The 23,904-nt window shown below is 61.4% G+C and carries 29 protein-coding genes; 17 read left to right on the top strand and 12 right to left on the bottom strand.

The window, feature by feature from the left end:
- Positions 1-104: 104 nt before the first annotated feature.
- On the top strand, positions 105-815 hold the full coding sequence (locus tag OK438_05505; GenBank protein ID MDA4124887.1) for a hypothetical protein: 711 nt from the start codon (positions 105-107) through the stop codon (positions 813-815).
- Between the two features lie 54 nt (positions 816-869).
- Entirely contained in the window at positions 870-1,586 is a 717-nt protein-coding gene (locus OK438_05500) for a hypothetical protein (GenBank protein ID MDA4124886.1), read from the top strand.
- Here the strand turns inward: OK438_05500 and OK438_05495 are convergent.
- Positions 1,562-2,743, bottom strand: a complete 1,182-nt coding sequence (locus tag OK438_05495; protein ID MDA4124885.1) for a DNA methyltransferase — start codon at positions 2,741-2,743, stop codon at positions 1,562-1,564. The two genes, OK438_05500 and OK438_05495, sit on opposite strands and share 25 nt — an antisense overlap.
- An 84-nt stretch (positions 2,744-2,827) precedes the next feature.
- On the opposite strand from OK438_05495, the gene OK438_05490 reads away from it, so the two are divergent.
- From OK438_05490 to OK438_05470, 5 genes are read left to right on the top strand one after another with little or no spacing between them, the layout of a single operon-like run.
- Positions 2,828-3,334, top strand: a complete 507-nt coding sequence (locus tag OK438_05490) for a 50S ribosomal protein L16 (GenBank protein ID MDA4124884.1) — start codon at positions 2,828-2,830, stop codon at positions 3,332-3,334.
- Between the two features lie 2 nt (positions 3,335-3,336).
- On the top strand, positions 3,337-4,365 hold the full coding sequence (gene dph2, locus OK438_05485; protein ID MDA4124883.1) for a diphthamide biosynthesis enzyme Dph2: 1,029 nt from the start codon (positions 3,337-3,339) through the stop codon (positions 4,363-4,365).
- A complete protein-coding gene (locus tag OK438_05480; protein MDA4124882.1) occupies positions 4,362-4,940 on the top strand; it encodes an exosome complex RNA-binding protein Csl4 in 579 nt (192 codons plus the stop codon). The genes dph2 and OK438_05480 overlap by 4 nt, the downstream gene beginning before the upstream one ends.
- Before the next feature lie 35 nt (positions 4,941-4,975).
- Entirely contained in the window at positions 4,976-5,263 is a 288-nt protein-coding gene (locus OK438_05475) for a hypothetical protein (GenBank protein MDA4124881.1), read from the top strand.
- Between the two features lie 4 nt (positions 5,264-5,267).
- Entirely contained in the window at positions 5,268-5,612 is a 345-nt protein-coding gene (locus OK438_05470; GenBank protein ID MDA4124880.1) for a transcription factor S, read from the top strand.
- A 36-nt stretch (positions 5,613-5,648) separates the two neighbouring features.
- Here the strand turns inward: OK438_05470 and OK438_05465 are convergent, their stop codons facing one another.
- From OK438_05465 to pcn, 4 genes are all read right to left on the bottom strand, one after another.
- Positions 5,649-6,098, bottom strand: a complete 450-nt coding sequence (locus OK438_05465; protein MDA4124879.1) for a hypothetical protein — start codon at positions 6,096-6,098, stop codon at positions 5,649-5,651.
- Positions 6,099-6,228: 130 nt separating this feature from the next.
- Positions 6,229-6,786: a hypothetical protein gene (locus OK438_05460; protein MDA4124878.1), complete on the bottom strand. Its 558-nt coding sequence runs from the start codon at positions 6,784-6,786 to the stop codon at positions 6,229-6,231.
- Positions 6,787-7,875 (bottom strand): hypothetical protein, encoded by a 1,089-nt coding sequence (locus tag OK438_05455; protein ID MDA4124877.1) that lies wholly within the window; start codon positions 7,873-7,875, stop codon positions 6,787-6,789.
- Positions 7,876-7,916: 41 nt separating this feature from the next.
- Positions 7,917-8,669, bottom strand: a complete 753-nt coding sequence (gene pcn / locus OK438_05450) for a proliferating cell nuclear antigen (pcna) (protein MDA4124876.1) — start codon at positions 8,667-8,669, stop codon at positions 7,917-7,919.
- A 171-nt stretch (positions 8,670-8,840) separates the two neighbouring features.
- On the opposite strand from pcn, the gene OK438_05445 reads away from it, so the two are divergent.
- Genes OK438_05445 through OK438_05425 form a run of 5 tightly spaced genes read left to right on the top strand, consistent with a single transcriptional unit; the run spans position 8,841 to position 10,969 of the window.
- Positions 8,841-9,434 (top strand): hypothetical protein, encoded by a 594-nt coding sequence (locus OK438_05445; GenBank protein MDA4124875.1) that lies wholly within the window; start codon positions 8,841-8,843, stop codon positions 9,432-9,434.
- 60 nt (positions 9,435-9,494) lie between these two features.
- A complete protein-coding gene (locus OK438_05440; protein MDA4124874.1) occupies positions 9,495-9,773 on the top strand; it encodes a 50S ribosomal protein L44e in 279 nt (92 codons plus the stop codon).
- Positions 9,770-9,967, top strand: a complete 198-nt coding sequence (locus OK438_05435; protein ID MDA4124873.1) for a 30S ribosomal protein S27e — start codon at positions 9,770-9,772, stop codon at positions 9,965-9,967. Before OK438_05440 ends, OK438_05435 begins: the two co-directional genes overlap by 4 nt.
- A 40-nt stretch (positions 9,968-10,007) precedes the next feature.
- A complete protein-coding gene (locus OK438_05430; protein ID MDA4124872.1) occupies positions 10,008-10,808 on the top strand; it encodes a translation initiation factor IF-2 subunit alpha in 801 nt (266 codons plus the stop codon).
- The gene (locus tag OK438_05425) at positions 10,805-10,969 is read left to right on the top strand and encodes an RNA-protein complex protein Nop10 (GenBank protein MDA4124871.1); all 165 of its coding nucleotides are present in this window, start codon (positions 10,805-10,807) and stop codon (positions 10,967-10,969) included. The genes OK438_05430 and OK438_05425 overlap by 4 nt, the downstream gene beginning before the upstream one ends.
- Here the strand turns inward: OK438_05425 and OK438_05420 are convergent.
- The 3 genes from OK438_05420 to gcvT form a co-directional block, all read right to left on the bottom strand.
- Positions 10,966-13,389, bottom strand: a complete 2,424-nt coding sequence (locus tag OK438_05420; GenBank protein ID MDA4124870.1) for a hypothetical protein — start codon at positions 13,387-13,389, stop codon at positions 10,966-10,968. The genes OK438_05425 and OK438_05420 overlap by 4 nt on opposite strands.
- Positions 13,390-13,500: 111 nt before the next feature.
- Positions 13,501-13,911, bottom strand: coding sequence for a glycine cleavage system protein GcvH (gcvH, locus tag OK438_05415; GenBank protein ID MDA4124869.1), 411 nt, complete (start codon positions 13,909-13,911; stop codon positions 13,501-13,503).
- Positions 13,912-13,935: 24 nt separating this feature from the next.
- Complete coding sequence (gene gcvT, locus OK438_05410) at positions 13,936-15,051, bottom strand: glycine cleavage system aminomethyltransferase GcvT (protein ID MDA4124868.1); 1,116 nt, start codon at positions 15,049-15,051, stop codon at positions 13,936-13,938.
- A gap of 55 nt (positions 15,052-15,106) precedes the next feature.
- Here gcvT and cofE point away from each other — a divergent pair, with 55 nt between their 5' ends.
- From cofE to OK438_05390, 4 genes are all read left to right on the top strand, one after another.
- Positions 15,107-15,877 (top strand): coenzyme F420-0:L-glutamate ligase, encoded by a 771-nt coding sequence (gene cofE / locus OK438_05405; protein MDA4124867.1) that lies wholly within the window; start codon positions 15,107-15,109, stop codon positions 15,875-15,877.
- A gap of 34 nt (positions 15,878-15,911) precedes the next feature.
- On the top strand, positions 15,912-16,088 hold the full coding sequence (locus tag OK438_05400; protein MDA4124866.1) for a hypothetical protein: 177 nt from the start codon (positions 15,912-15,914) through the stop codon (positions 16,086-16,088).
- A gap of 48 nt (positions 16,089-16,136) precedes the next feature.
- On the top strand, positions 16,137-18,230 hold the full coding sequence (gene topA, locus OK438_05395; protein ID MDA4124865.1) for a DNA topoisomerase I: 2,094 nt from the start codon (positions 16,137-16,139) through the stop codon (positions 18,228-18,230).
- Between the two features lie 188 nt (positions 18,231-18,418).
- Positions 18,419-18,820, top strand: coding sequence for a hypothetical protein (locus OK438_05390; protein ID MDA4124864.1), 402 nt, complete (start codon positions 18,419-18,421; stop codon positions 18,818-18,820).
- On the opposite strand, the gene OK438_05385 is transcribed toward OK438_05390, so the two are convergent.
- The gene (locus OK438_05385; protein MDA4124863.1) at positions 18,807-19,412 is read right to left on the bottom strand and encodes a hypothetical protein; all 606 of its coding nucleotides are present in this window, start codon (positions 19,410-19,412) and stop codon (positions 18,807-18,809) included. The genes OK438_05390 and OK438_05385 overlap by 14 nt on opposite strands.
- A 41-nt stretch (positions 19,413-19,453) precedes the next feature.
- Here OK438_05385 and OK438_05380 point away from each other — a divergent pair, with 41 nt between their 5' ends.
- The gene (locus OK438_05380) at positions 19,454-20,074 is read left to right on the top strand and encodes a hypothetical protein (GenBank protein MDA4124862.1); all 621 of its coding nucleotides are present in this window, start codon (positions 19,454-19,456) and stop codon (positions 20,072-20,074) included.
- Here the strand turns inward: OK438_05380 and OK438_05375 are convergent.
- The 3 genes from OK438_05375 to tmk are packed head-to-tail and all read right to left on the bottom strand — an operon-like array spanning position 20,043 to position 23,887.
- Positions 20,043-21,917 (bottom strand): ATP-dependent DNA helicase, encoded by a 1,875-nt coding sequence (locus OK438_05375; GenBank protein ID MDA4124861.1) that lies wholly within the window; start codon positions 21,915-21,917, stop codon positions 20,043-20,045. The two genes, OK438_05380 and OK438_05375, sit on opposite strands and share 32 nt — an antisense overlap.
- Positions 21,918-21,945: 28 nt before the next feature.
- Positions 21,946-23,241 carry an HD domain-containing protein gene (locus OK438_05370; protein ID MDA4124860.1) on the bottom strand — a complete coding sequence of 432 codons (1,296 nt, stop codon included), beginning with the start codon at positions 23,239-23,241 and terminating at the stop codon, positions 21,946-21,948.
- A 28-nt stretch (positions 23,242-23,269) separates the two neighbouring features.
- Positions 23,270-23,887 carry a dTMP kinase gene (gene tmk / locus OK438_05365; GenBank protein ID MDA4124859.1) on the bottom strand — a complete coding sequence of 206 codons (618 nt, stop codon included), beginning with the start codon at positions 23,885-23,887 and terminating at the stop codon, positions 23,270-23,272.
- Between the last annotated feature and the right edge of the window lie 17 nt (positions 23,888-23,904).

The raw sequence follows: 23,904 nt of genomic DNA, 5'->3' as shown, positions 1-23,904 counted from the left end.
GATATCCAGGAGAGGGTGAGGCTGAGGGAGCCTGCGAAGATGATCGCCAAGAGGATAGTCGAGGAGCTCTCCGGAGACTCTCGGGTAAGCATCTTCGTCAAGAAATGACGAGGCACAGCCTGGGGCAGCACTACCTCGTCGACCAGGACTTGGTACGGAAGATCGTCTCGGCTGCTGCTATCCACAAGGACGAAAGGGTCCTCGAGATAGGGACTGGGAAGGGCGCGCTTTCTCAGGCGCTCGTGGGGCTGGGCCGTTCGTTCGAAGGGTACGAGGTGGACAGAGAGAACTATGCCGAGACTCTCGAGGCGCTGGGCCGTAAGGACGCAACCATCCATCTGGGGGACGCATTCAAGGAAACGCCGAGGTTCGACGTGCTCATATCGAGTCTGCCGTATTCAAAGTCCGCCGCCTTCGTAGAATGGTTGAGCCGGGCAGAGTACGAAAGGGCGGTCGTCCTTCTTCAGGAGGATTTCGTGGACAAGGTGCTTGCCGAGCCTGGGGCGAGGGACTACCGGGGAGTCTCCGCGATTGCCCAGATCTCCTCGGAATTGAGGGTGCTCTGGAGGGTGGGAAGGTCGGCCTTCTCTCCGCCGCCGAGGGTGAATTCTGTCGTTGTCTCGATCAAGCCGAAGAGGAGAATGTCGAGGACAGAGGTCTCGAAGGTCAAGCTGCTCTTCTCGCTGCGGAGGAGAGAGGTGGCTTCAGCCCTCGCCAAGCTGAAGATGGCAGTGGACACGAAGGCCTTCGCCGGGAGGAGGGTCTACTCGCTTCGCCCCGAAGAAGTGATGGTGATTTGCGCCGACCGCAGATAGAGACAGGACTTCGAATCCTGACTTAAGAGCAGCTGCCCGCAGGCCAGACTGCGGTTGATTCCTGAAGGCCTGTCGGTGACGCTGGTCGAACCGAGGTATCCGGTCAACGTCGGACATGTCGCGAGGCTGCTGAAGAATTTCGGGGTGAAGAAACTGTACATGGTGAAACCCAAGGTCGACATTTCGGTGGCGGCCGTCTACGCGTCGCACGCTTCCGATGTACTCGACCAGGCAGTGGTCACCACCTTCGAGAGGGTGAGGAAAGAGAACGAGCTGCTGATTGCGACGACCGCGGTGAGGGCCTCGAAGAAGTCGAATGTGATACGGAGGAGCGTCGGCCCTGAGCGCCTCGGCCAGCTCCTGGCGTCGTCCCGCACATCCTCACTCGTCTTCGGCAGGGACACGACTGGGTTGACCAACGAGGAGATCAGGAAGTGCGACGTGACTACGACCATAGTCACGGGGTCCTCCTATCGGGCGCTGAACCTCGGCCACGCCGTGGCGATACTGCTCTACATGGCTTCCAGGGGAGCGAGAGGGAAGGGCGGGATGCAGACCAGGGAAGCGAGGGAAGTCTTCGCGAAGAGCTTCTACGGGCTTGCCGCAGCCTCGCGAGTCCCACCCCACAAGATGAAGAGCCTCTTCCAGTCGGGGAGGAAGATCGCGACGGTCTCGCGCCTCAGCGACAGAGACCTCAACCTGATGTCAGGAGTCTTCAGGAAGGCGCTCCTGACGCTCGATTCGCTTCAGGACCTCGATTCGAAGACGTAGACCGCCCTCTTCACCCAGCGTGTGCTCTCGAAGGAGAGCCGGACAGGGTACTGGAACCCGACGGGTCCGGGTTGGTGCGGCCTGAGCCCCAGCTCCCTTCCGTCCAGCTCCAGCGACACCTCCTCCCCGTCCATGGTCTCTATGACAGGCGCGACAATCACGATCCTCCCCCCGGGCTGGAGCACCTCTGCCATGGAAGCGAGGGCCGCGCCGTAGACCTCCCCCGCCCCGTCGATCAGAGCGCTGGCGGTGCTGGTCTTCGGTCTGGCCTCGATCCGCGGGAGGAGCAGCGGCTCAGTGACGATGGCGTCGACCTTGGACCTCCGGAGCATCTTGGGCAGCTCCCTGGAGTCCCCGAGCCTGATGTCGTAGCCTGCGTTCTTCGGACTTCCCAGGAGCCATCCGAGGTTCTCTCTGGCGTCCTGCACCCTGCTGGCCTTCGAGTCGAGGCCGAGGCAGCGGTAGTTGCGAATCAGGGCCTCAGCGAGTATGGTCCCCGACCCGCAGAAAGGGTCGAGCACGCTCTGCCCTTCGCTGAGGCCTGCGAGGTTGAGCAGCACCCGAGCCAGCCTCGGGGACATGGAGATGTCGGAGTGGGGGGTCGGCTTCTGCGTCCCGCGCTGGCGCATCGAAGTGGAATCGGGGACCCAGGCGGTGGGCCCGAGACCGAAACCCCCGTGATATGGAAAGGCCACGATGTCGAAAGCCGACCTGGAGAGGACCTGCTCGGCGAGCAGTTCGTTCCCCCTGGGCCTCAGGAGCCTGACCTTCCTGAACCCTTCCTCCCTGACCCCGTCAAGCACCGACCTGGCGATCTGCTCGTAGTCGTCCTCCGAGATGTCGTAGCCGCTGATGGAGATGTTGGATTTCTCCTCGAGGTGGCCGGCGATGCTCTGGACAAGCTTGGCCGGGCTTTCCGAGCTGTCGCCGATGACCTCGACCAGGGGAGCGCACTTGTGGACCCCCGCGAGGTCTGTGATCAGGTCGGGGACTCGTTGCTTTAGGGTAAGGACGGAAACTCGTTCGGTCGGGGACTCGGCCCTGTCGACGTGCCCGGAGAGCACTGTGCAGGCCTCCAGGACGGAGAGCTTGCCGAAGACCAGGACGAGGACAAGCTGGTCGGAGTCGGCCACCTTCCTCGGGAGGGTGTAGGGCATCTCTTTCACGCCCCGATTTCGCGATATTAAGCGTGAACGTTAATTAGGGGTCGAAGTCGGCGCGTTCTATTCAGGTGACTTGACATCCACGGCAAGAATTATCGACAGTGGAAAGGTCAGTTCTACAACAAGCGGTACGCGCCTGGAACGCCAAATCCGAAGGTCGCGCGCTTCACCACCGGGAAGTTTAGATCTGACTACGACCTGAAACTCAACCTCGTCTCAGAGGGGACGGTCCAAATTAGATCGAACGCCTTGGAATCAGCGAGGGTGGCCGCAAACAAGAAGCTTGCCCTCGTGGGCGAGGACAACTACTACCTGAAGGTGGTCACGTATCCACATCTCGTACTTCGGGAGAACAAGATGATCGCGACTGCGGGGGCAGACAGGCTCCAGGAAGGGATGCGGAAGGCCTTCGGCAAGCCCATAGGGGTCGCGGCCAGGGTCGGCATCGGAGCGGTGATACTGGAGCTGAGCATTAAGGCAGAGAACCTGCAGAAGGGGAAGGAGGCGATGAAGGCGGCGACCACCAAGCTGCCGATGAAGACGCACGCAGAGATAGTCCAGCTAGAAAAGAAGATGGAAAGTTGACGGTGAGGATAGACGAGGCCAAGGTCTTCGAGATAATCGAAGCCAAGCGGCCTTCAGTGGTTCTCGTGAACGCCCCAGGAGGCCTCCTCAGGCAGACCAAGGGCCTGATGGAGCGGGTGAAGGAGAAGTACGGCGTCACCTGCATCCTTGCGGGAGACAGCTGCTTCGGAATCTGCGACACTGTTGATGACGACGTCGAGACCCTTCAGGCAGACCTGGCCCTGCACATCGGCCACAACGCGACCGTGAAGGAAGTCGGGGACTACACCTACCTGATCGACGCCGTGGACGACGTCGGATTCGATGAAGTTGTCGAGTCCGCGACCAAGACGCTCTCCCCGTACAAGAGGCTGGGCCTGGTCACCTTCAGCCAGCACCTGCACCAGCTTGGGCCGGTGAAGGCGAGGCTGGAGTCGAAGGGGTTCGAGGTTCACATTGGCAGACAGAATAACCTGATGATGCAGGGACAGATCTTCGGCTGCGACTTCTCGACATCCTACCCGCTCCGCGACAGGGTCGACGCGTTCGTCTTCCTGGGAGAAAGCGAGTTCCACGCGGTTGGCCTGGCCCTGGCCATGGGGAAACCGACCTTCATGCTTGACCCGTACATGAACGAAGTGACGGATATGCAGACGGCGGCCGAGGAGAGGAGGAAGAGGGCCGTCCTGGCGGTCTACAAGGCTCTCGACGCCCGGGTCTTCGGGGTGATCACTGGGCTGAAGGAGGGTCAGAAGATGCTGGGCAGGAGCAAGTGGATCTCCAAGCGCCTCGAGATGAACGGAAGGAAGGTGGTCAGGATAGCACTCAGGGACATCACCCCGGAGCGGCTCGCGCCCCACAGGGAGATAGATGCGTTCATACAGACTGCATGTCCGAGAATCTCCGTGGACGGGTTCACATTCGACAGGCCAGTACTTTCCATCCCTCAGGCTGACGCCCTGGTTGCATTGATGGAGGGAAGAGATATGGGTGAGTTCCTCGAGAGGCCGAAATGGATAGAACTGACAGTCGGACAGGTGAAGAAGAAATGAGCCAGACCAAGAAGAAGGCACAGACGGTCCTGCCTGGAGACAAGCTCGCCATATCGGAGGAGTTCCTCCCGGGCAAGCACACCTACGATGATTCAGGGCTGATCAGGTCCCTGGTGGCAGGAGCCGTGAGCAGGGACTCGGTCAACATGGAGATTTCGGTCAGACCGTCGATGGAGGCCCGGACGATCAGGATGGATGACTGGGTGACTGGGCAGGTGGAGGTCGTCTCGGGGGCCGCGGCCGGGGTCAAGATCTACTACGTGAACGGCGAGCGGATGGACAAGGACTTCTCAGGCAGCATCTCACACAGAGGGATGGGAGGAGGACGAGGCGCCCGGAGGATGACCCCTGTGAAGCTGGGGGATATCGTCAGGTGCAGGGTCTTCAGCCTGGTCAACGGCATCATCCACCTCTCGGTGGACGAGCCGGACATGGGAGTGGTCCACGCTCTCTGCGGCAATTGTGGGAGGCCTCTCCTCCATGGAGGGCCCAACAGACCCAAGTGCGACGAGTGCGGCAATGTGGAAGAGAGGAAGCTGGCCGCGGACTTCGGACAGACCCCAATTCGACCGTGAGCTTATTAACGAGAAATCGAGGGCAACCCAAGCAAATGCAGGTCCAGACTACGTCTGAAGATGAGAAGGGCCTCACTGTCGAGATTACGGGGGAGGACTACTCGCTGGCCGAAATAGTCCACCACGAGCTCCTTGAGGAGAAGAGCGTCACATTCGCAGGCGTCATCCCCCCTCATCCGCTGATCAAGAAACTGGTCCTGAAGGTCAGGGCCCAGCGCATAAAGCCGGAGAAGGCGTTCGCGAACAGCGTTCAGAGGGCGATGGAAACCACCCAGGAGCTCTTCGAAGGCGTAAAGAAGGCACTTGGTGGCGGGTCGAACTGAATTGGTGAATTTCTGCCCGAAGTGCGGGACCCGGCTGAAGCTCAAACAGATCAAGGGACCCCGCGAGGTTTCGGTTACACTCCTGTGCGACAACTGCGGCTACTCCCGGAAGACAGGGAACTCGGTCAAGCAGGCGACCGAGGAGGAACTTGCCAACGCTGCCCCCATCAAGGTGGTGGGCGACAAGGAGAACAAGCTCAACACCCTGCCTACGACGAAGATCGAGTGCCCGAAGTGCGGCCACAACGAGGCCATGTGGTGGTTCCTCCAGACGAGGAGCGGAGACGAGCCTCCGACCCAGTTCTACAGGTGCGTGAAGTGCAACCACACCTGGAGGTCATACTCTTGATGGATTGGGAACCTCAAGATTACCCCCGAATCAGTCTCAAAGAGCCTGACGCTCCCTCCCACGATGTCCAGGCTCCTCCGGCTGAAAGACCTCCCTCGCCCTCCTGAACTTCGCCACCGCATCAAAATACTGGTCGGCTTTCTCCCCCCTCAGGTATCCTTTAGCTATCCACGGCAGAATCGCGTTCCTCACTCTACACACACCCGAAACTGATGTTCCCCATTCGAATCCTCCTGCGGAACAGTGCCCACGTTTTCGTGCCTCCAACCTGACTTTCGAGTTCCATCCTGGAGACTTCGCCACATATTCGACGGAATTCCTGTCGCACATCCTCACAGATGACATCAGACGCGGTGTAGGTGTTTTGCGTCGCCATCCAATTACAGTGCAGACTGTAGTTCCTTCTCCCCTAAATATTCCGGCGGCGAGCGCGTCCAAGAGCTCGTCCGTTTCATCACTCGTATACCGCGGTCCCTTCCTACCCAAGAGCCCCGAACTTGAAGTCGTATTCTCCCATCGCGGACTGACGAAAATAAGGAGAACGCGAATACTGCTTTCGATAGGCGAGGGGGAGCGCGAAACTGATTTACAACCAAGATTCCTGGCGAAGCTATTCCTAGGCTTCTTCTCTGGTGTAGATCTCTACCGCGTCCCCTCCGGCGATGAGTATGTCGGCGCTCGCCGCGGGGATTGAAGCGACGTCGTCGGCTTCGAAGGGGCCGTAGCGCCTCGCGTCCAGCCCCACCATTTCATTCACGCGCTTGGCGAACTTCACGGTGATGCTCCTCTCTGACTCTGCTCGATGGGCGAACTCGACGAAGGATGGCTGCCCCCCCGAGACGGCCTCAACGAATGTGTCGAACCTCCTCTTGAACTTGCGCTGGGCGGAGCAGACATAGCGCTCCTCGGGGAGGAGCTGGAGAAAAGCGGCCTGTCCTGTCGCCTTCCTGGCCCTTAGTGCGAGGAACTGCCGGGCCATCGAGTCTATCAGGCCTGCCTGCCTCGCGATGAGGCGCACTGACGCCTCAGAACTGCCCGAGCCCGACGACCTCTTGAGCTTCTGGCTGTAGGTTGAGATCCTGGAGTAGAAATCCTCGGGGAGGGGGAGCAGGAGGGTCGAGTTGAGCTCCAGGTCAAGGTGCCGCTTCAGGAACTCGATGGTGGTCTCGGTCAATCAGGTGACCTCCCCCAGACCCCTTGTTAATATTGGGACGGCGGCGAACGTCGGCAGTTCTGCGGATTCGGATTTGAAGGGGCCGAACTTCGCGCCTTTCATAATGAAGGCGGGGTAAAAGTCGACGTTCATTTTCACCGGTTTCGGGCTGAGGACCACCGGGTCGGTCTGAGGGTCGAAGGACTCGATGGACTCGATGCGCGTCTTGCACATGCCCGTGTTCCCGTGCAGGGTTCCGGCAAGCCTGAAGACCCTGTGGATATCGGTGGTCACAGATGTGTCCACCAGCGCGCGCTGGGACGAGACGGCTTCGGAGACGAGCTTCTGCAGGGTCCCGCCGTAACCCTGGCGCTTCTCTTCGACGTATCCAGTGATTCTTCTCGTCCAGCCCTCCCCCTGGGCGCCAGCGCCTGCCGGCTTTCGCCGGAGGGTGGAGGCGATGGTCTGGCTGAGGGGCAGCGATGCGCCTCGCATGTAGTCGGCTATCTCCCCCCTGCCCAGCTGGTCAAGGGGGTTGAACCTCGGGTCGAAGACGTGCAGATGGTAGCCTCTGTTTCCTGAGAAGTAGAGCCGAATCGCTTCCCGTTCGACGCCGAAGTCCCCGGTCAGGAAGCCCACCACGCGTAGCGCGTGTTCCTTCGCCGCCCCGAGGCAGACTTCGCAGGTGCCGTGGAATTGCGATGTGGTCCCTCCGCACTTCGGACATTTCTGGGGTCGGGGGAGCCTTCCGGACACGTGGCACTTGTCGCAGTACCAGATGTCGTGGGCTTTCTTGCACGGAGTAGGGATGTCGGTTGCATCGATGTCGAAGATCAACTCCGCGCCGAGCCATCCCTTCTGTTCGATCGGGAGGGTCGGCGATTCGTACTTGGCGTTGGAGCAGTAGACCGACGACGGAGACTGTTTCAGCACCTCTGCCACCGCTTCGCCCTCGTTCCTGAATGAAAGGTGGCGAACCATGCCCCCTCCGAAGGGGATGTAGCCGAACTCCCTTGATTGGATTTCATCCGGGAACTCGATGGCGTCGGCGCGCCTGAAGTAGAACTCCTTGTAGGCTGATTTGAGGAAGTTCTTCGTGGCGTCGTTCAAGGAGTCGTTTCCGCTATCACATTCAGATAAGCAATCTGTTCCTAATCAGAAACGCGCGGCGCAAGGAAGTAGTGCACGCGGGCTCCCTGGTCGTTGAGCTTGAACTCGAGTCTGATCGGCTTCTTCGTAGAGAACTCCGCGAGCAGGGTATCGGAGACACCCCCCATCGCCTTGATGATCCCGATTAGGTAATCGATGGAGTATGTGGCCTTGCTCTCCGCGCCCACCTGGAGCTCGAGCACGTCGGCGTCGTTCTTCTCCAGGGCTATGTCTGCCTTGCCGACGTCAGACTTGCCCGAGAAGGCGAGCTTGTCCTTGGTAGCCAGGATCGTGACTTGGTCCGACACTACGGATATGTCGCTGAGCAGCTTCTCGAAGATGGACTTCGTGAGCGTGACCTTGGTGTCGAACTCGAGTTTGGGCAGGGGCGCCGCCCCTCCGGTGCTCTCGATAAGATGAATCGTGAATTCCCGCTTGTAGCCGTTGGTGAACTTCATCATGATGGCGTCCTCCTCCGTGGAGGTTATCTCGACGCTGTCCTTGGAGTCGGACCTCCCGATCAGCTTCACCAGGTCTTCGACCCTCAGGCTGAACTTGAACGGCTTGTCGCACTCGTACTTCTCGAAGGCGGTGTTGGGCCAGGAGAGATCGACCAGGGCGACGTGGGAAGGATCCATGGCCCTGAATGTCATGGATTCGCCCGTTGCCTCGAAAGTTGCCTCTTCCACGAGGGTCTTGACGGCTGAAGCGACGGCCTTCCACTCTTGACTGGAGGATGTCTTCGCGAAGAACAATTTGCCGTGAACGCCTGTTTCGGGCTCTTCCACCTGGCATAATAAAGATTGGTTGATGTCCGGCTCGGTCGCCGTCCCGGGCGCTGAAACTGACGCCGTCATTGGTGATTAAGAGCGTCGGACGACTAGCTCCACCATGTCTAGCTGGTTCTTTTCGGCGAGAGGAACCTGTTGAGGGTTCCCCTGTCAGCCTACGGCCCCGGACTGGGCAGGGTCTACTCCCTCGTCGCCAGTGTTCCGTTCACACCAGTCGACTTCGACGTCGGGAGGATGGCCAGGGGCGAGTGGAACGCGCTCACAGACAGGTTCCGGCTCTGGTTCATACCAAGGATCGAAAGCCGCGACGACAGACCTCTCTGCCACTTCTCTGTCCGGAAGCTCGACCGCGAAGCGGGAGTCCTGGTCTTCATGCACGTGGTGCCGAGACTGGAGGCGGTCCTGAGGGAGGGCTCGGAGCAGGAGCACTTCACGGTGGGCGTCCTCTGCAACGACGACGTCCGTGCCAGGGCCGCTCTGGGGGCCCTCCTCGACATCCCTCCGGCGTTCCACAGGAGGCGAGAAGTGAAGCTCGTCGAGCGGCGGTGGAGGACCGACCCCAGGGCTGTCATGTTCTTCCTCGCAAACGTCCACTCGGCCACCTCGGCGTCCGAGGACGGGAGGATGGTCTCAGTGCAGGTCAAAGGGAAACCAGGGCTGGATGTGATGGCCGCCCTGAAGGAGGGGATGGGCGGCTGGTGGGATGAAGGAAAGGAGAGCCTGGCCTAGGAAAACCAGGCCAAGCTTAAATGCGTGAATAAGGGCGGCCTTCACTTCAGGTAATCTGGATTGAAGTTTCCAAAGGAAATGAGAACGAACTGCCCCTGGTGTCACAAGCATACCTTGCACTCTGTCGCCCTCTACAAGAGAGGAAAGGAAAGGGCGGGCTCCTGGGGTGCTCGGAGGCAGGCAAAGAGAAAGAGCGGCTACGGCGGCCAGAAGTTCCCTGAACTGATCAGGACCGCAAAGACGACCAAGAAGGCGACCATCAGGCTGAAGTGCAAGGAGTGCAATAGGGAGATAATGAGAGATGGAATCCGACTGAGGAAGGCGGAGATCGCGGCATGAGGCGCGAGAGGCAGCCCATCCCGAAGATGAAGAGCGAATTCCTGCTGGTCAAGTGTCCCGACTGCGGAGAGGAAAGGATCATCTTCTCGAACTCCGCGAAGGACATCGGCTGCAGGGGATGTGGGAGGAAGCTGGCGGAGAGCAAGGGCGGGAAGTCGGTCGTCCTGGCGACGATAGTGAAGAGGCTCGGTTAGGACAAACCCATATTACCTGTATCAGGGTGAGAAGTTCCAGATGAGCTCAGAGAACCCGATGCCCGAGCCGGGCGAAGTCGTGGTCTGCACAGTCAGAGAGATCACCTCCCACGGTATCTACGTCAACCTGGACCAGTACGAAGGATTGAACGGCTTCCTTCACGTGTCTGAGATATCGACCGGCTGGGTGAGGAACATCGAACGTGTGGCCAAGGTCTCTCAGAAGCTGGTCCTCAAGGTCATCAGGGCCAACAGGGCGAGGCGGGAAATCGACCTCTCGCTCCGACAGGTCACCAACGAGGAGAGACGCGCCCGGGTCATCGAGTGGAAGAGAGAAGAGAGGGCGGTCGCGATTATCAACGCGGTCAAGAAGAAGCTTGGCCTGGACGACGGGCAGACCAAGGCCATCAGAGACAAGCTCGAGGAGCACTTCGGCACGCTGTACGAGGCCCTCGAGACGGCTGCGAAGAAGGGGGACAAGGGGCTCGCGCCCCTCGAGCTTCCGGAGAACACCTCCAGGGCCATCGCCGAGGCCGCAGCCGAGAAGATCGTGCCTCCCAGCTACGAGGTGGGAGCGCTGGTTGAGGTCTCTTCGAAGTCGCCCGACGGCATCGAGCAGGTGAAGAAGACGCTCCTCGCTGCCTCGGAGTTTCCAGCGGCCCAGGTCCACATAACCTATGCCGGCGCTCCGAGGTACAGAGTAAGGATAACCGCGGATGATTACAAACAGGCGGACAAGGCCCTGGAGGGCGTGCTCGAGAAGATCAAAGACGGGGTGGGCAAGCACGACACCTTCAGCTTCAAGCGCGAGATCTCGAGGAAGCACGGCGGGGCAGCATGAGGAGCCTTATGCTGAAGTGCGTGGATTGCGGCAGGTACACCATCAGCGAGAAGTGTCCGTACTGCCAAGGTAACACGGTGACGGTCCACCCGGCGAGATACTCCCCAGACGACAAGTACGCCCGCTACAGAAGCCCGCTGGCCTACGAGAAGTCCGGCTAATTCAGCTGGTAGATCAGGATGCCGTTGAAGCACCCGAGCCCCGACGTGGAGCTGGTGCCTGGGCAGGATTCTGGGCTGACTATGCTTGACGATTCGTAGGCGAGCCTGAAAGGCCCCGTGCTGTTCTTGTCAAAGACCAGGCTCCCCGGGTAGGCGAAGGCCTCGACCGGCGGGGACCCGTTCGACCCGAACTGGTAGGTCGGGCTGATGGAGACGCTGTTGGTCCCGGAACTGGAGGTCTGGCTGACGAGATACCCTGCGAACCTGAACGGAAGCATCTGGGCGAACAAAGTGTTCTGAAGGGCGTAGGGGGTCAGGTTGAAGTCGTCGATGTTCTGGCAGGGCTGGCCGCCCGACGTCAGGTCAGGGTTGGTGGTCCCGGAGCATTCTAGGAACTGGGATTCGTTCTGCGGATGCTGCGGCGTGTTCCCTATGCGGATGAACCACTGCTTCTTGCTCTCGTCCCCGCCCCCAGCGGTGAACCCGCCTCCGTTTGGCACTTGCAGGATGTAGTACTGCTGGGTGGTTCCTGATTGGGATGATATCGGCACGAGGCTTCCCGTGATGAATATGGCAACGTAGGTTGGCCTGTCCCCGCCCATGGACCTCGCGATCTTGGCAGCCTGGGTGGCGTTCGACATGAACATGTTGCCTATTTCCGCTATCCTGGTGTTGTTCAGGGTCGCGTTGTCAGCCACCGTTGTCCTGTTGCCCATCACCGCGAACCAGTAGCCGTAGTCCCACCAGGAGACTATGACCGCGTTGGTCGGGGTGTCCTGCCTGACCCACTGCAGGGTCTGTATCCAGTCCGGGAAGGCTGCACGGTTGTAGGTCGTCGCTCCGTTGGCCAGGCTGACCGCGCTGTCTGCGGGGCTCTGGTTGCAGAAGACCTGTCCTGCGCTCGTGCATTGAATCGGACTGGGTATCCAGTAGGTCCCCGCGGGGAGGACCATCAGGGCCACCATTGCGATTGTAAAGACCACTTTCATTTCATTCCGGGCGACCGGCGCCTGCCTCTTCTTCACGAGCTGGATCGTGCCCGGCTTGACGATCGAGTAGGCCAGCTCCGCGAGGCCGATCCCTCCGAGGATCCCCAGAGCGATGGAGGAGTAGACTAGAAGACGGGAGAAGGCGGCGGAGAAGTAGAGCCCGGTCAGGCCGAAGATCAGGGCGAAGACCATGGGGACGGTCTTCCGCCTGAAGGCTATCAGGGCCCCGGCCATCCCGAAGGAGAGGAGGATGGCGTAGGAGGTGAAGTAGTCGCCTCCGCTCGGGACGAAGTGCTCTGCGACCGATTGGACGAGGGCGTTGCCGCTTCGGGCCCAGGGCGCGATGGCGGAAAGGTACCTCAGAGAGAGGCCCCCGACAAGGCCGAAGCTGATGAGGGTCATGCCGGCGAGGGCGAAGCCGAACAGGAACTTGACCAAGGTGCTCCGGTAGTCTGAGGGTTTGGTCCAGGTCTTCGCCCACTGGGCGACGAGAACGAAGACCGTCCCGCCTATCAGGGCCAGCCCGACTGGGTTGGTGACGATTGCGACCCCAGGTCTGGGGAAAATCGCGCTGACGAAGATCGTCGAGGCAGTGAAGGAGATTATCGCAGGCGAGACCCCAGCGAGGTCCAAGTTCAGGAACGGGATGATGATGAACATCAGGCCGAAGGCCGCGCTGAAGTAGTCGCCTCCACCCCAGGCGGTGTTGGCGTATCCGATCAGGAGGCCCCCTCCGATTGCCCTGAGCACCCTGCTGCGCAGTCCCCGCTCCTTGTCAAAGACCGTGAGCACCAGGTAGCTGGCGGCCACGAAGAGCATGATTGCGAGCGGCTCGGACTTGAACCAACCGAGGTTGCCCCTCTCTATCAGGGGAGGCGAGACCGCGATGACCAGCGCACCGAAGAGCCCTGCCGCGTCTCCGCCGATTCTCCTTACGAGGAAGTAGAACAGAACCGAAGTTATCGCGCCGAAGAACACCGGGAGGAGGACCAGCGTGTCGTAGAGGGTGATCTGAACCCCGAAGACGTTGTGGATCAGGAGGTAGATCACAGCGCCGGCCAGCTGCAGCCCTCCCTGAGAGGTGGCTGCGACGTTCCTGCCCTCAGGGTACCAGGTCGTGATGTCGTGCCAGTTGAAGTAACCCTGGAGAGAGTGGCAGGCAGTAATGACGCTCGGCCCACAGTTGGACGGGTTGTTGAACAGCGCATAGTAGAGCCCATTGGTCTGGGCGAGGCTCACAATGTGCGATGCGGCGTAGTAGTCATAGTAGGGGTCGAACTCGTTCAGGAAGAAGCCGTACTTCGCCGCGTAGGCCCTTATGGTGATTGTGATCGTGAATACGATTGAGAGGACCATCGCGGTCATCACGGCGCGCCGCGAGACCGTCGGCCTCTTCACCGCGGACCTCAGTCCTCCAAGTGAAAGACCCAATTCCAAGCCGCGAGTCGACTTGGGGTATTTTAATGGTCGGTTGTTTGTATTGAGAAGGCCTTCAGTGGATGGCGAAAGGCTCGCTTGACGGATGGTCGGTACGACTCGGCCTTACTTCCTGAGCAGTGCTTCGAGGTGCGCGGCGTATCCATTCGCGTCTAGGAGCTTCTTCCGTTCCGCCTCGAAGTCGTCCGCCCTTACTTCGACCAGCCACCCCTCTCCGTAGGGAGACTTGTTGACCAGCTCGGGGCGGGTGTCCAGCTCCGCGTTCACCCTGGCCACGGTGCCGGAAACCGGGGAGTACAACTCGGACACCGCCTTGATGGACTCGACTGTTCCCATGGTCTTGAACTGGGCCACCCTGTCGTTGACCTTAGCAGCAGCCACGTAGACCACGTCGTTGAGGGTCTTGGCGGCGTAGTCCGTGATGCCGACCCTGACCGCCTGGCCATCCAGCTTGGCCCATTCGTGCTCCTTGGTGTAGAGGAGGTCTTCTGGTATGTGATAGCCGTGGATGTCCATGTGGACTGGCGGCCTCTCGGGGCTCTAATTACCGTTGCGACGGCGCTTCCAGCCGTAGAGCTGCTCGTCGTAGAAGGGGGGCTTGACGATGTGGCCGGCCTGGACCGACTCCCTTATCGTGACCTTCACGCCGGACCCGATTTCAGAGCTTTCTTGGCGGACGCTGCAAAGGGCGATGCCCCTGCGCAGGATAGGAGAGAAGGTCCCGCTGGTCACCTTCCCCACCGGGCCCTCAGGGCCCAGGACATCGAAGCCGTGCCGGGGTATACCGCTCTCGAGCACCACTCCGCGCCTGACGAACTCCGGAGGTCTCGTCCTCAGCTCCGCGACTTTGGCGGAGCCCACGTAACCTGACTTGGCGGAGATGACCCACGCGAGGTCGGCCTGGAATGGGTCTGTCTTCTGGTCGATGTCGGAGCCATGCAGTGGGAACCCAGCCTCAAGCCTCAGCGAATCTCTGGCGCCGAGGCCGCAGGGTCTGGCGCTCGACGCGAGCTTCTCCCAGGCCTCGAGGGCCTTTCCCGGAGCCTCCACTGTCGGACCGATGATGGTCGCTTCGAACCCGTCCTCTCCGGTGTACCCCGTCCTGGACACGAGGGCCCTCTCCCCGAACAGCCTTGTCTCTGCGCACCTGAACCTCTTCAGCTGGCTGAGGTCGAGGTCGGTCAGCGGCTGGAGCGCCTCCTGGGCTTTGGGTCCCTGGACGGCGATCATCACTGAGGTCGCGGTCATGTCGCCGACTTCAACGCCAGCTGGAATGCCTGTCGCCTGGATGTGGCGCATGTCCGTCTCCGCGTTGGCTGCGTTGACCACGAGTACGAAGTCGTCCTGGCCCAGGCGCATGATGATCAGGTCGTCGATGATTCCGGCCTGCTCGTCGAGCAGCAGGGTGTAGAATGCCTTGCCGGGAGGCTGCTGTCCGACCCCCGTGGGGACGAGCCCTTCGATGAAGGATGCGGCCTGCTTGCCTTTCACTGTGAAGCGACCCATGTGGGATACGTCGAATATCCCGGCGCCCTCTCTGACGGCGAGGTGCTCCTCGGTGGTGGTGGTGTACCAGAGGGGCATGTCGTAGCCTGCGAACTCCGTCATCTTCGCATGATTCGAATGGTAATCGTGCAGCTGGGTCGTCTTGAGCATCTTGGTCCGCGCATCGGCTTACTCTATTTAAGAGGGCAGCGACCAATCCAATCTGTTGCTCTCTCTGCGGGCTGTCACGACCCCTCCCAAGAGCTCGAAGTTCGACATCGTGGAGCTGATCGAGCAGAGGCTGGGCGGGGTCCTGAGGGACGGAGACGTCCTCGTGGTGTCGAGCAAGTTCGTCGCGGTCTCGGAGGGAAGGATCGTCAGCCTGCGTGGGGTCGTGGCCAGCGAGAAGGCGAAGGGCCTGGCCGCGAAGTACAGGATGGACGAGAGGCTCTGCGAACTCATCCTGCGCGAGTCCGACGAAGTGATGGGCGGAGTCCCCGGATTCCTGCTTACGATGAAGGATGGGCTCCTCACGCCCAACGCGGGGATCGACAAGTCCAACGTCAGGCACGGAGCGGTCGTCCTATACCCAAGGCGGCCCGAGGTTTCGGCGCGGAGGATACGCGAGGGAATCAGGTTCTCGCTCGGCGTCTCTGTGGGGGTCGTGGTCTGCGACAGCAGGCTCTCGCCAACCCGCCGGGGGACCACGGGGGTGGCGCTGGCAGCGTCTGGAATCGAGGCGGTACTCGACATGAGGGGTAGGAAGGACCTGTTCGGCAATGTTCTGAAGGTGACTTCGCAGGGGGTCGCCGACGACCTCAGCTCTGCGGCAGAGGTGTTGATGGGGGAGTCGGACGAGGGGACGCCGATGGTGCTGGTGCGGGGGCTGAAGAAGAAACTTCTGAAAACGACTGAGTATCCGGCTAGGAGGTTCGCGATCCCGGCCGAGCAGTGCGTCTACCTCCGGAGCCTAGGATACGAGGCCCAGGGCCTGTGAACCCTTTTAGCCACGCTGGGTCGTGGGACGAACGATGACTTTTGAAATAGCTTGCATGTCCTGCGGCGCTCCGCTCTACTCCGGGTTCGACTTCAGGTCCCCGGGGGACGTACTCAAGGCCCTTGATTTCAAGTGCAAGAAGTGCGGAGTCAGGCTGTCGACGGACAAGTTCAAGGTCGACGTAAGGAAGATTGACGGTTCGTTTTCCTAGAGGACGCACAAGGCACGGCTCACCGCAGAAGGGTTCTGGCTGATTGAAATGTCGGCTGCGAGTTCTGGGCACACCCTGGTCATCTGCGAGAAGCCTGACGCAGCCCGAAGGGTCTCCGAGGCCCTCTCCGGAGGGAGCGCCCAGAGCTCCATCGTGGACGGCGTCGCTGTGTTCCGGTTCCACAGCTCAGGTCAGGACTTCGTAGTCTGCTCGGCCCAGGGGCACGTCTACGCGGTCTCCGACCCCTTCGAGGAGCGGGGGGTGTACCCTGTCTTCGACGTGGAGTGGTATTCTTCCGACCTGGTCGACGACGGTAGCACCAACGCGGCGAGGCGCATAGGGGCCATCCGGAAGCTCGCCCAGGGCGCGGCCAAGTTCGTGAACGCCTGCGACTTCGACGTCGAAGGGGAGACCATCGGTTTCAACATCCTCCGCTACGCCTGCGGTGGGAAGGAGCGCGAAGCCCTCAGGGCGAAGTTCTCGACGCTTGCCCCTGAGGAGCTGGTCCGATCGTTCAGGGACGCGAAGCCTCAGGCGGCGCAGGGGCTCGCGCGGGCGGGCAGGGCGAGGCACCTTGTCGATTTCGTCTGGGGGGTGAACCTCTCCAGAGTCCTCTCCCAGTCGGCCCTGAACTCCGGCCACAGGTACCGGACCGTGAGCATAGGGAGGGTCCAGGGACCCACGCTCAACTTCCTTGTCGAGAGAGAAAGGGAAATTCGTGAATTCGTCCCGGTGCCGTTCTGGAAGGTCAGGGGGGTCTTCGAGAAGGACGGGAAGAAGCTCTCTGCCGAGTATTCGAAGGAGAAGGTGAGGAAGAAGGCAGAGGCGCAGCAGGTCAGGGACGATTGTCTGGGAGCGGAGGGGATCGCAGCGAAGGTCGGAAGGAACGTCATCTCGATCCCCCCGCCCCCGCCCTTCAACATCGGCGACCTTCAGAAGGAAGCCTACAGGGCATTCGGATATTCGCCGAGCAGGACGCTGCAGGTCGCGGAGAGGCTCTACCTTGGCGCACTGATCTCCTATCCGCGCACCGGGTCGCAGAGGCTCCCGCCCTCGATCAACTACAGGGCCATTGTGCAGGACCTCTCTAGGATGGGCGAGTATTCGGGCGATGCCGGCCGGCTCCTCCGGTCGGAGCTCAAACCCGCCCAGGGCGCCAAGCAGGACCTTGCCCACCCCGCCATCCATCCCACAGGCGAGGTCCCCAGGAGGGGACTCGAGGCCTCCGAGCGGGCGGTGTTCGACTTGGTCGTGAGGAGGTTTCTGTCCGTGTTTGGGGAGTCGGCCAGGAGGGAGCTCGTGACTGTCGTGATAGCTGTCGGGGAGCACCGGTTCAGGCTCGGAGGTGGCAGGACCGTCTATCCAGGTTGGACTTCGTACTACGGCAAGTACGCGGGGATGAAGGATGTCGAGGCCCCCCGGGTCGCCGAGGGAGACCGGTTCAGGGTCCTCGGGGTGGAGGTCGAGGATAAGCTCGAGCAGAAACCCTTCCGTTACAACCAGAGCAGCCTCCTCGAGGCGATGGAACAGGAGAACATTGGGACGAAGGCCACTCGGGCGGAGATTATCTCCACGTTGGTGGGGAGGGGCTACGTGGCTGGGGAGAGCATGGCGGCGACAGACCTTGGCCTTTCGGTGGTCGAGACGATGGAGAAGTATGCGCCGGCCATAGTGACCACAGGGCTCACTCGCCGGGTCGAAGAAAGGCTCGAGGCGATCGAGAGCGGAGCCGAGGGGGACGGGGCCCTGGTGCGCGAGACCGTGAGGTCGATCTCAGACCAGCTCACGGGGCTCAACGCAAAGGAGGAGGAGGTGGGCAGGGCACTCGATTCAGCCCTGATGGCGACGGTCGCAGCGACCCAGGTCCTGGGTCCCTGCCCCGTCTGCAAGAAGGGACAGCTGAGGGTCATCACTTCGAAGAAGACGAAGAAGCGGTTCGTGGGGTGCTCCGAGTACGGGTCGGGGTGCAGGGCCTCGGCGCCGCTTCCGCAGAGGGGGACCGTAAAGGCCACGTCTAGGCCCTGCCGACACTGCTCCTGGCCAGTGATCTATGTCATGAAAGGCAGGTCCCCCTGGAAGCTCTGCGTGAACATGAACTGTCCCGGGAAGGGAGAGAGGAAGCATGAAGTGCCTAGTTTGTGAGAGGGACGCGGTCTCGGACCTGTGCCGGTACCACCAGGCGGCCAGGGAGAAGGTCCAATCAACCTACAGGCTCTGGGTCGAGGCCCATGGGGCGATGGAATGGAAGGATTATTTGCATAGGGTTATACGCTCGGAACAAACGGGTCAATGGGCAAAGGAGATAGCGGGACTCTTGGAGCGTAGTTGAGATGATAAGACAGATACTAGTATCTGGGTACAACCGGACCTTCGGTTGGCTGAAGAACGCCCTCTGGGGGCTGGTCGCTTCTGTTTCAAGCCGAGGGGGCCTCCTGCAGGTTGCGTATGTTCTCCTGCTCGTCGGCCTGATGGCCGGGTTCACCGACGCGGTCGCCTTCCCTACTTCTTACCAGGGCGTCGTCTATCCGGGCAGCGGGGCGCAGACGATCTCTGAGGCAGTCCTGGACGCATTCGTAATCCTGCTCGGAGGAGCCGGAATCTACCTGACCTATGTAAGCGGAAGGCAGACGACGCGTTCCAGGGCAGTCAACATGTATCTGGGGCTGGCCCTGATCATGATAGCCGTGTCCCTGCTCGTCGGAATCGACCTGGCGATACTCAAGGGACTCTGAGCGGGACAGAGAACCGTCCTCCTGGCCAGATGCTCCTTCTTTCGCACTCCATAGACACCCCCGATTCGTCCGCTTTGACGGAGATTTTCAGGTCGGCCAGGTCGGCGATGGACCTCGCCGCCGTGCGCAGTGGTCTTTCCCGCTTGTACATCGTGAAGAGCACGGCCCTCCTGTCGGTCCTGGCCAGATAGGAGAGGCTTGCCACTGCGAAGGCGAGCTTCCGGCTCCTCGACCGCGCGTCGTCGGACGAGAGGAGGTGATGCAGGCTGTTCAGGCTGTCGATGACCAAGACCTTGGCTGTGGTCGCGAAGAGCTTCGACAGCTCCATCTCGACGCTGGAATCTGGCTCAGGCACGTGGATGGTGGTGGACCTGGCAACGGCCGCGGGTAGTCCCCCGAAGATGCGGTCCGAGTTAGAAGAGTAGAGGGCGTCCAGGTCAAGCACGGCGCAGCCGTCCCCCGTGAGGGTAGCGAGGGAGATGGCGACTTCTGCGAGGAGAATGTTCGCCTCCCTTCCTCCCACCACGAAGCTGCTGGTCTTCCCCCTCAGAGGCCCGAAGAACGAAGATGCGAGGCGCGCGCTAAAGCTCATTAGTCCTGCGACGTCGCGTTAATCGAAGTGGCTATTTGAGATTGAATGGAATCTGCGTGGTCACCTCGAAGGCGGGGGCCTACTATGCGATTGTGTCCAGGCTGAGGAAGGCAGGCCTCCCCTTCGTCAGCATCCTCGCAGAATCAGATTTCAAGGACTGCGCGGTGGTCCTGACGACGAGCGCCGAGGCCGGGCGCTTTGGCGGGAAGGTGGCGGTTCTGGAGGAGCTGGACGACGACCCAGGAGTCTTCAAGGGGCAGATCCTTTCTCGCCTCGTCGGCGCCAGCGACACTCTCCTGATCGGGGTCGACCCCGGCTCGAGGACTGGGATGGCGGCATACTACGGAGAAGCAACCCTTGCGTTCCATACCTTCGCCGCGTCCCCGGCCCTCTGCTCGATGGTCGGCGCCTTCGTGGGGAAGGTCCCCGCGAGGAAGTCGGTGGTGAGGATAGGCAACGGCAACCCTGCCCATGCCGCAAGGTTGGCCGAATCCATCAGACGAGAGGCCCCCGCCGCCACCATCGAACTGGTGGACGAATCGGGGACAACCTCCAGGAGCGCCAGGATGAGAGGGGTCCAGGGAGACCAGCGGGCCGCTGCGAGGATCGCGTTCAGGAAGGGCGAGGTCGTCAGCCCGGGGAATCCCAGAACTCGCGCGTGAACTTCTCGAGGTCCTCGGTTGTGAAGTCCCCTACGACGACGTCCTTCCCGAGCCAGGAAGGCATCAGCTCCCGGACCGCATCTGAATTGAAACGGTCGTCCAGCAGGAAGACCAGCCCGCGCTTACCTGGTCGCCTGATGTGGCGCCCCGCGGCCTGGAACGCCTTGCGGAGGGCGGGCAGGCGGGAGAGCATCAGGAATGAGTCCGGCTCCCCCGACCGCCTGAGACAGGCATATTCCGCGTAGAGCATCGGGGAGGGAGGGGGCAGAGAGAGCCCCACCACGACCACCGCCCCCATAGTGTCCTCGCTGAAGTCCTCCCCTTCGGAGAAGCGACCCCCCTGGACGGCGAAGAGGACCGAGTCCTCGGAGGAGCGGAAGGATTCGGCTACGTCCGCCGCTTCCTGGCTCGAGAGCCCCGGGGCCTCTGAGACGACGTGCCTCTCCCCCAGCTTCGCCGAGACCCTCTCGGCGATTGGGGCCAGGACCGCGTAGGACGGAGCGAAGACTCCCACCCCGGACCTGGTGGCCTGGATGACCGCGGCGACCTTGTCAGAAATCCTCGAGAACATCTCCGGGCTCCTCAGCTTGTAGCGGGTCGACACGCCTGTGTCGATTGCGGTCCTGACGACCACGTTGGGCTCGGCGGGGACGTGGAAGGTCGCAGCCCCCGTGCCGTGGAGCCCCAGGGACCGGTTGAAGACCGCCGATGGGTTGATTGTGGCGGAGATCAGGATCGAGCTCCTGAACTCGTCAAGGTACGGCGCGAGGCCCCCGACTGGGTCCGGGTACATGAGCCCCAGGGTCCTGTCCCACTTGACGAGCAGGCTCCCGTCGGAAGATGTGAGCCGCGCGAGGAACTCCCCCACCCTGAGCAGGAGTGAAGGCAGCCGCCGCTCGTAGGCTATCGAGCCCCAGGCAGCGCCCGAGCAGGCGTTGAGTTCGAAGGCAAGGTTCTGGAGCCACCCAGTCCCCTTGGCGCCCCGTATCTCTCCCAGGACCGCCTCCCTGTCGAGGAGCCAGCCGAGGCGATCGACCATGACCCGCTCCAGTATCCCCTCGAGGGACTTCAGGGAAAGCGACGCCTCCTCCATCAGCATGGCGTCCGCCTCGCGGACGGCCCCCTCGATCTGGTCGAGGGTAAGGGTGGCCGAGTGTACCCCTCTGAGGAAGTCCCGGAGGTTGTGGGCCTCGTCGACCACCAGGATGGTCTTCTTCCTGTCGACTGAGTTCCGGTCGAAGAGGACAGGCGCGGCCTTGGTGTCGAAGACATACTGGTATGGGACGACCGCGATCCTCGCCTGGGCCATGGCGAGCTTCGCTACCTCGTAGGGGCAGACGTGGATTGATTCCGATTCCCTGACGAGTTCGCTGTGGGTGGGCATGGTGCGGAGCGCCCCCTCCACCGCGTGGCCGAAGTCTTCGGGCACCAGGGGCACATTCATGAAGTACGAACAGAGGTTGTTGCTGACATTGAACCAGCAGTACCAGCCAAAGGACTCCTGGGGGACAGGCCTGGCAGACTGGCGCCTCAGAAGGCAGTAGTCGAACTTGGAGAACATAGACGCCGCTGTGAATGGATGCCGGCTCTGGAGCCTGCACACCTCCTCCACCACTCTGTGGACCTGCCGCTTCGTCCTGCAGGTGTAGACGACCTTGGATTCCGTCTCCTCTGCGGCGGAAAGAGTACCCGTCAGCACCGCGGCGGTCTTCCCGAAGCCGCTCATGGCCTCGGCGACCAGCGTCTCTCCTGAGAGGGAGGCCTCGTAGACCCGTTCGGCTAGCTCTCTCTGGCCTGGTCTGAACGACTCGTAGGCGAACTTCCCTGTTATTCCCACAGACATCAGTGGGGGACGCTATTTAGCGCCCGTGTCAGAGCGAGGGTGCTGGAACGAGGCCTTTGTCCTTGAACATTGCAGTCGTCGCAGCCTCCACGGCGCGCCTGTTCTCCGGGGTGGTGTAGACCCTGAGGACGTCCATGTAGCCGGCGATGGAACCGACCAGAGGCAGCTCGCTGATGGGAACGGACTTCACAATGCGCTTCTTGCCTGACGTCCTGACGAGTTTGATGGAGGTCAGGGCCTGTCTTGAGGAGGTGTAGGGTATCGACGGAGTCGTGGGAACGTCGAGGTAGATGTGCATCGGGTCGACCTTCGCCGTCCGTGCGAGGTCTGACGTGACCCGTTCCCTTACCCTCTCGTTGGCGAAGATCTTGCCTACGACCACGTTCTTCCGCTGGAACAGCCTTTCGAAGACGCATTTGACCAGCCTGCGGTTCCGAAAGTCGAGGGCCAGGCGCCTCGCTTCCTTGAGCTCAGGAGTGGAGGGGTCCAGGGTCGCCAGGTTCTGCAGCACAATCTCGTCGGTGAGCTCCATGTACCTGTCGAGGTCTGAGATGTCGGTGAGCCCGAGGACCTCGTCTGCCAGCCTCATGGAGTGGACCAGCATCAACTCCGCGGCCCTGACCGTCCTGTGGAAGTAGACCGCCTTGAACATCTCGTACCGCGCGAGGAGCAGTGCCTCGAAGGCGTTGAGGGCGGCCTCCTCGATGACCAGGTGTCCGTCCGCCACCCTGAGCGAATCGATGACCCGCTGGGTGTCTACCTTGCCGTACTCGACGCCTGTGAAATACGAGTCCCGGACGAGGTAGTCCATCATGTCCGCGCTCAGGCCCCCCGCTATGATCTCGTTCATGAATGGGGGGTACCCCGTCTGCCTTCCAACTGCGAAGTCCGACATCTTCTTCGGAGAGAAACCGTTCTTTCCCAGGATGTCGCCGATGGACGTCTCGAGTATTATCCTCTGGGAGATGTCCTCGTGGACCACGTTCCCCTTGTATGCCAGGACCTCCTCGTACATGTGCGAGAATGGCCCGTGGCCGACGTCGTGGAGCAGACCCGCAATCCTCACCTGTTGGACCTGGTCGGGGTCGATCGAGGCGGTGGGGGCTATGGATTCGGCGACCTGCCCTGCCACGTGCATGGCCCCGATCGCATGTTCGAACCTGGTGTGGACGGCCCCGGGGTACACCAGATACGAGCCAGCGAGCTGGTGCACCCTCCTCAGGCGCTGGATGAAGGGAGAGTCAATGAGCTCGCGCTCCACCTCCGTCATCTTGACGTAGCCGTGGACGGGGTCACGGATCTCGGCGACGGGTCTGAACGTCAAAGGTCGGGTCAACTCGCAAGCGGCCGCCCTAGACGGTCCCTCGTTTCTCGGCGAGGAGTTGGGAAACCGCGGCCGTCATCGCGCTGCTCGTCTGCTGCACCCCCTGGGTGGCGTCTATCACCTTCCAGCCGAACTTGGCAGACAGTTCCAGGTAGGATTTCCGGGCCCTCTCCTGAAGGGCGGTGTCGCGCTCGTATCTGTCCTTGTTGAGGCCCCGCCTCCGGTAGAGCTCATCGGCGGGCGCGTCGAGGACTAGGACGAGGTCTGCCCTGGGGAGTCCCGATTCGAGCCCGAGGAGCCAGTCCAGCCGAAGGCCTATGGAGGTGCCGTAGGCGAGGTTGGACTCCGAATATCTGTTCACTATGACGGCTTCGCTCCGCGACATCATCCCTTCGAGTTCGGCCTTCCTCTCCCACCTGTTCGCTGCGAAGAGCAGGCTCCTCACCTCGGGAGAGTAGTTCTTCTCGCCGACGAAAAAGTGTTTGATCTCCCTGCCGATGGGGGTGCTGTAATCGGGGAAGGAGATCGTGCTGACGGTGACTGACTTCGAGTGGAACCAGGTGGTGAGCAGAGAAGTCTGGGTCCTCTTCCCCACGGCGTCGATACCTTCGACGCCTATGAGCAGGCCGCTCTTGCTTTGAGCCACGGGTGCGTTCCCCAGAA

It is taken from the genome of Nitrososphaerota archaeon, assembly GCA_027887005.1.
Classification (GTDB): domain Archaea; phylum Thermoproteota; class Nitrososphaeria; order Nitrososphaerales; family Gagatemarchaeaceae; genus UBA183.
This window is presented reverse-complemented; position numbering and strand designations above follow the sequence as displayed.

Coding starts and splice junctions, on each gene's coding strand:
- OK438_05475 (MDA4124881.1), top strand. CDS start 4,976: ATGCAGGTCCAGACTACGTCTGAAGATGAGAAGGGCCTCACTGTCGAG.
- OK438_05400 (MDA4124866.1), top strand. CDS start 15,912: ATGACTTTTGAAATAGCTTGCATGTCCTGCGGCGCTCCGCTCTACTCC.
- gcvH (MDA4124869.1), bottom strand. CDS start 13,911: ATGGACATCCACGGCTATCACATACCAGAAGACCTCCTCTACACCAAG.
- OK438_05375 (MDA4124861.1), bottom strand. CDS start 21,917: ATGTCTGTGGGAATAACAGGGAAGTTCGCCTACGAGTCGTTCAGACCA.
- topA (MDA4124865.1), top strand. CDS start 16,137: ATGTCGGCTGCGAGTTCTGGGCACACCCTGGTCATCTGCGAGAAGCCT.
- OK438_05505 (MDA4124887.1), top strand. CDS start 105: ATGACGAGGCACAGCCTGGGGCAGCACTACCTCGTCGACCAGGACTTG.
- OK438_05435 (MDA4124873.1), top strand. CDS start 9,770: ATGAGGCGCGAGAGGCAGCCCATCCCGAAGATGAAGAGCGAATTCCTG.
- OK438_05390 (MDA4124864.1), top strand. CDS start 18,419: ATGATAAGACAGATACTAGTATCTGGGTACAACCGGACCTTCGGTTGG.
- OK438_05495 (MDA4124885.1), bottom strand. CDS start 2,743: ATGCCCTACACCCTCCCGAGGAAGGTGGCCGACTCCGACCAGCTTGTC.
- OK438_05430 (MDA4124872.1), top strand. CDS start 10,008: ATGAGCTCAGAGAACCCGATGCCCGAGCCGGGCGAAGTCGTGGTCTGC.
- OK438_05425 (MDA4124871.1), top strand. CDS start 10,805: ATGAGGAGCCTTATGCTGAAGTGCGTGGATTGCGGCAGGTACACCATC.
- gcvT (MDA4124868.1), bottom strand. CDS start 15,051: ATGCTCAAGACGACCCAGCTGCACGATTACCATTCGAATCATGCGAAG.
- OK438_05480 (MDA4124882.1), top strand. CDS start 4,362: ATGAGCCAGACCAAGAAGAAGGCACAGACGGTCCTGCCTGGAGACAAG.
- OK438_05385 (MDA4124863.1), bottom strand. CDS start 19,412: ATGAGCTTTAGCGCGCGCCTCGCATCTTCGTTCTTCGGGCCTCTGAGG.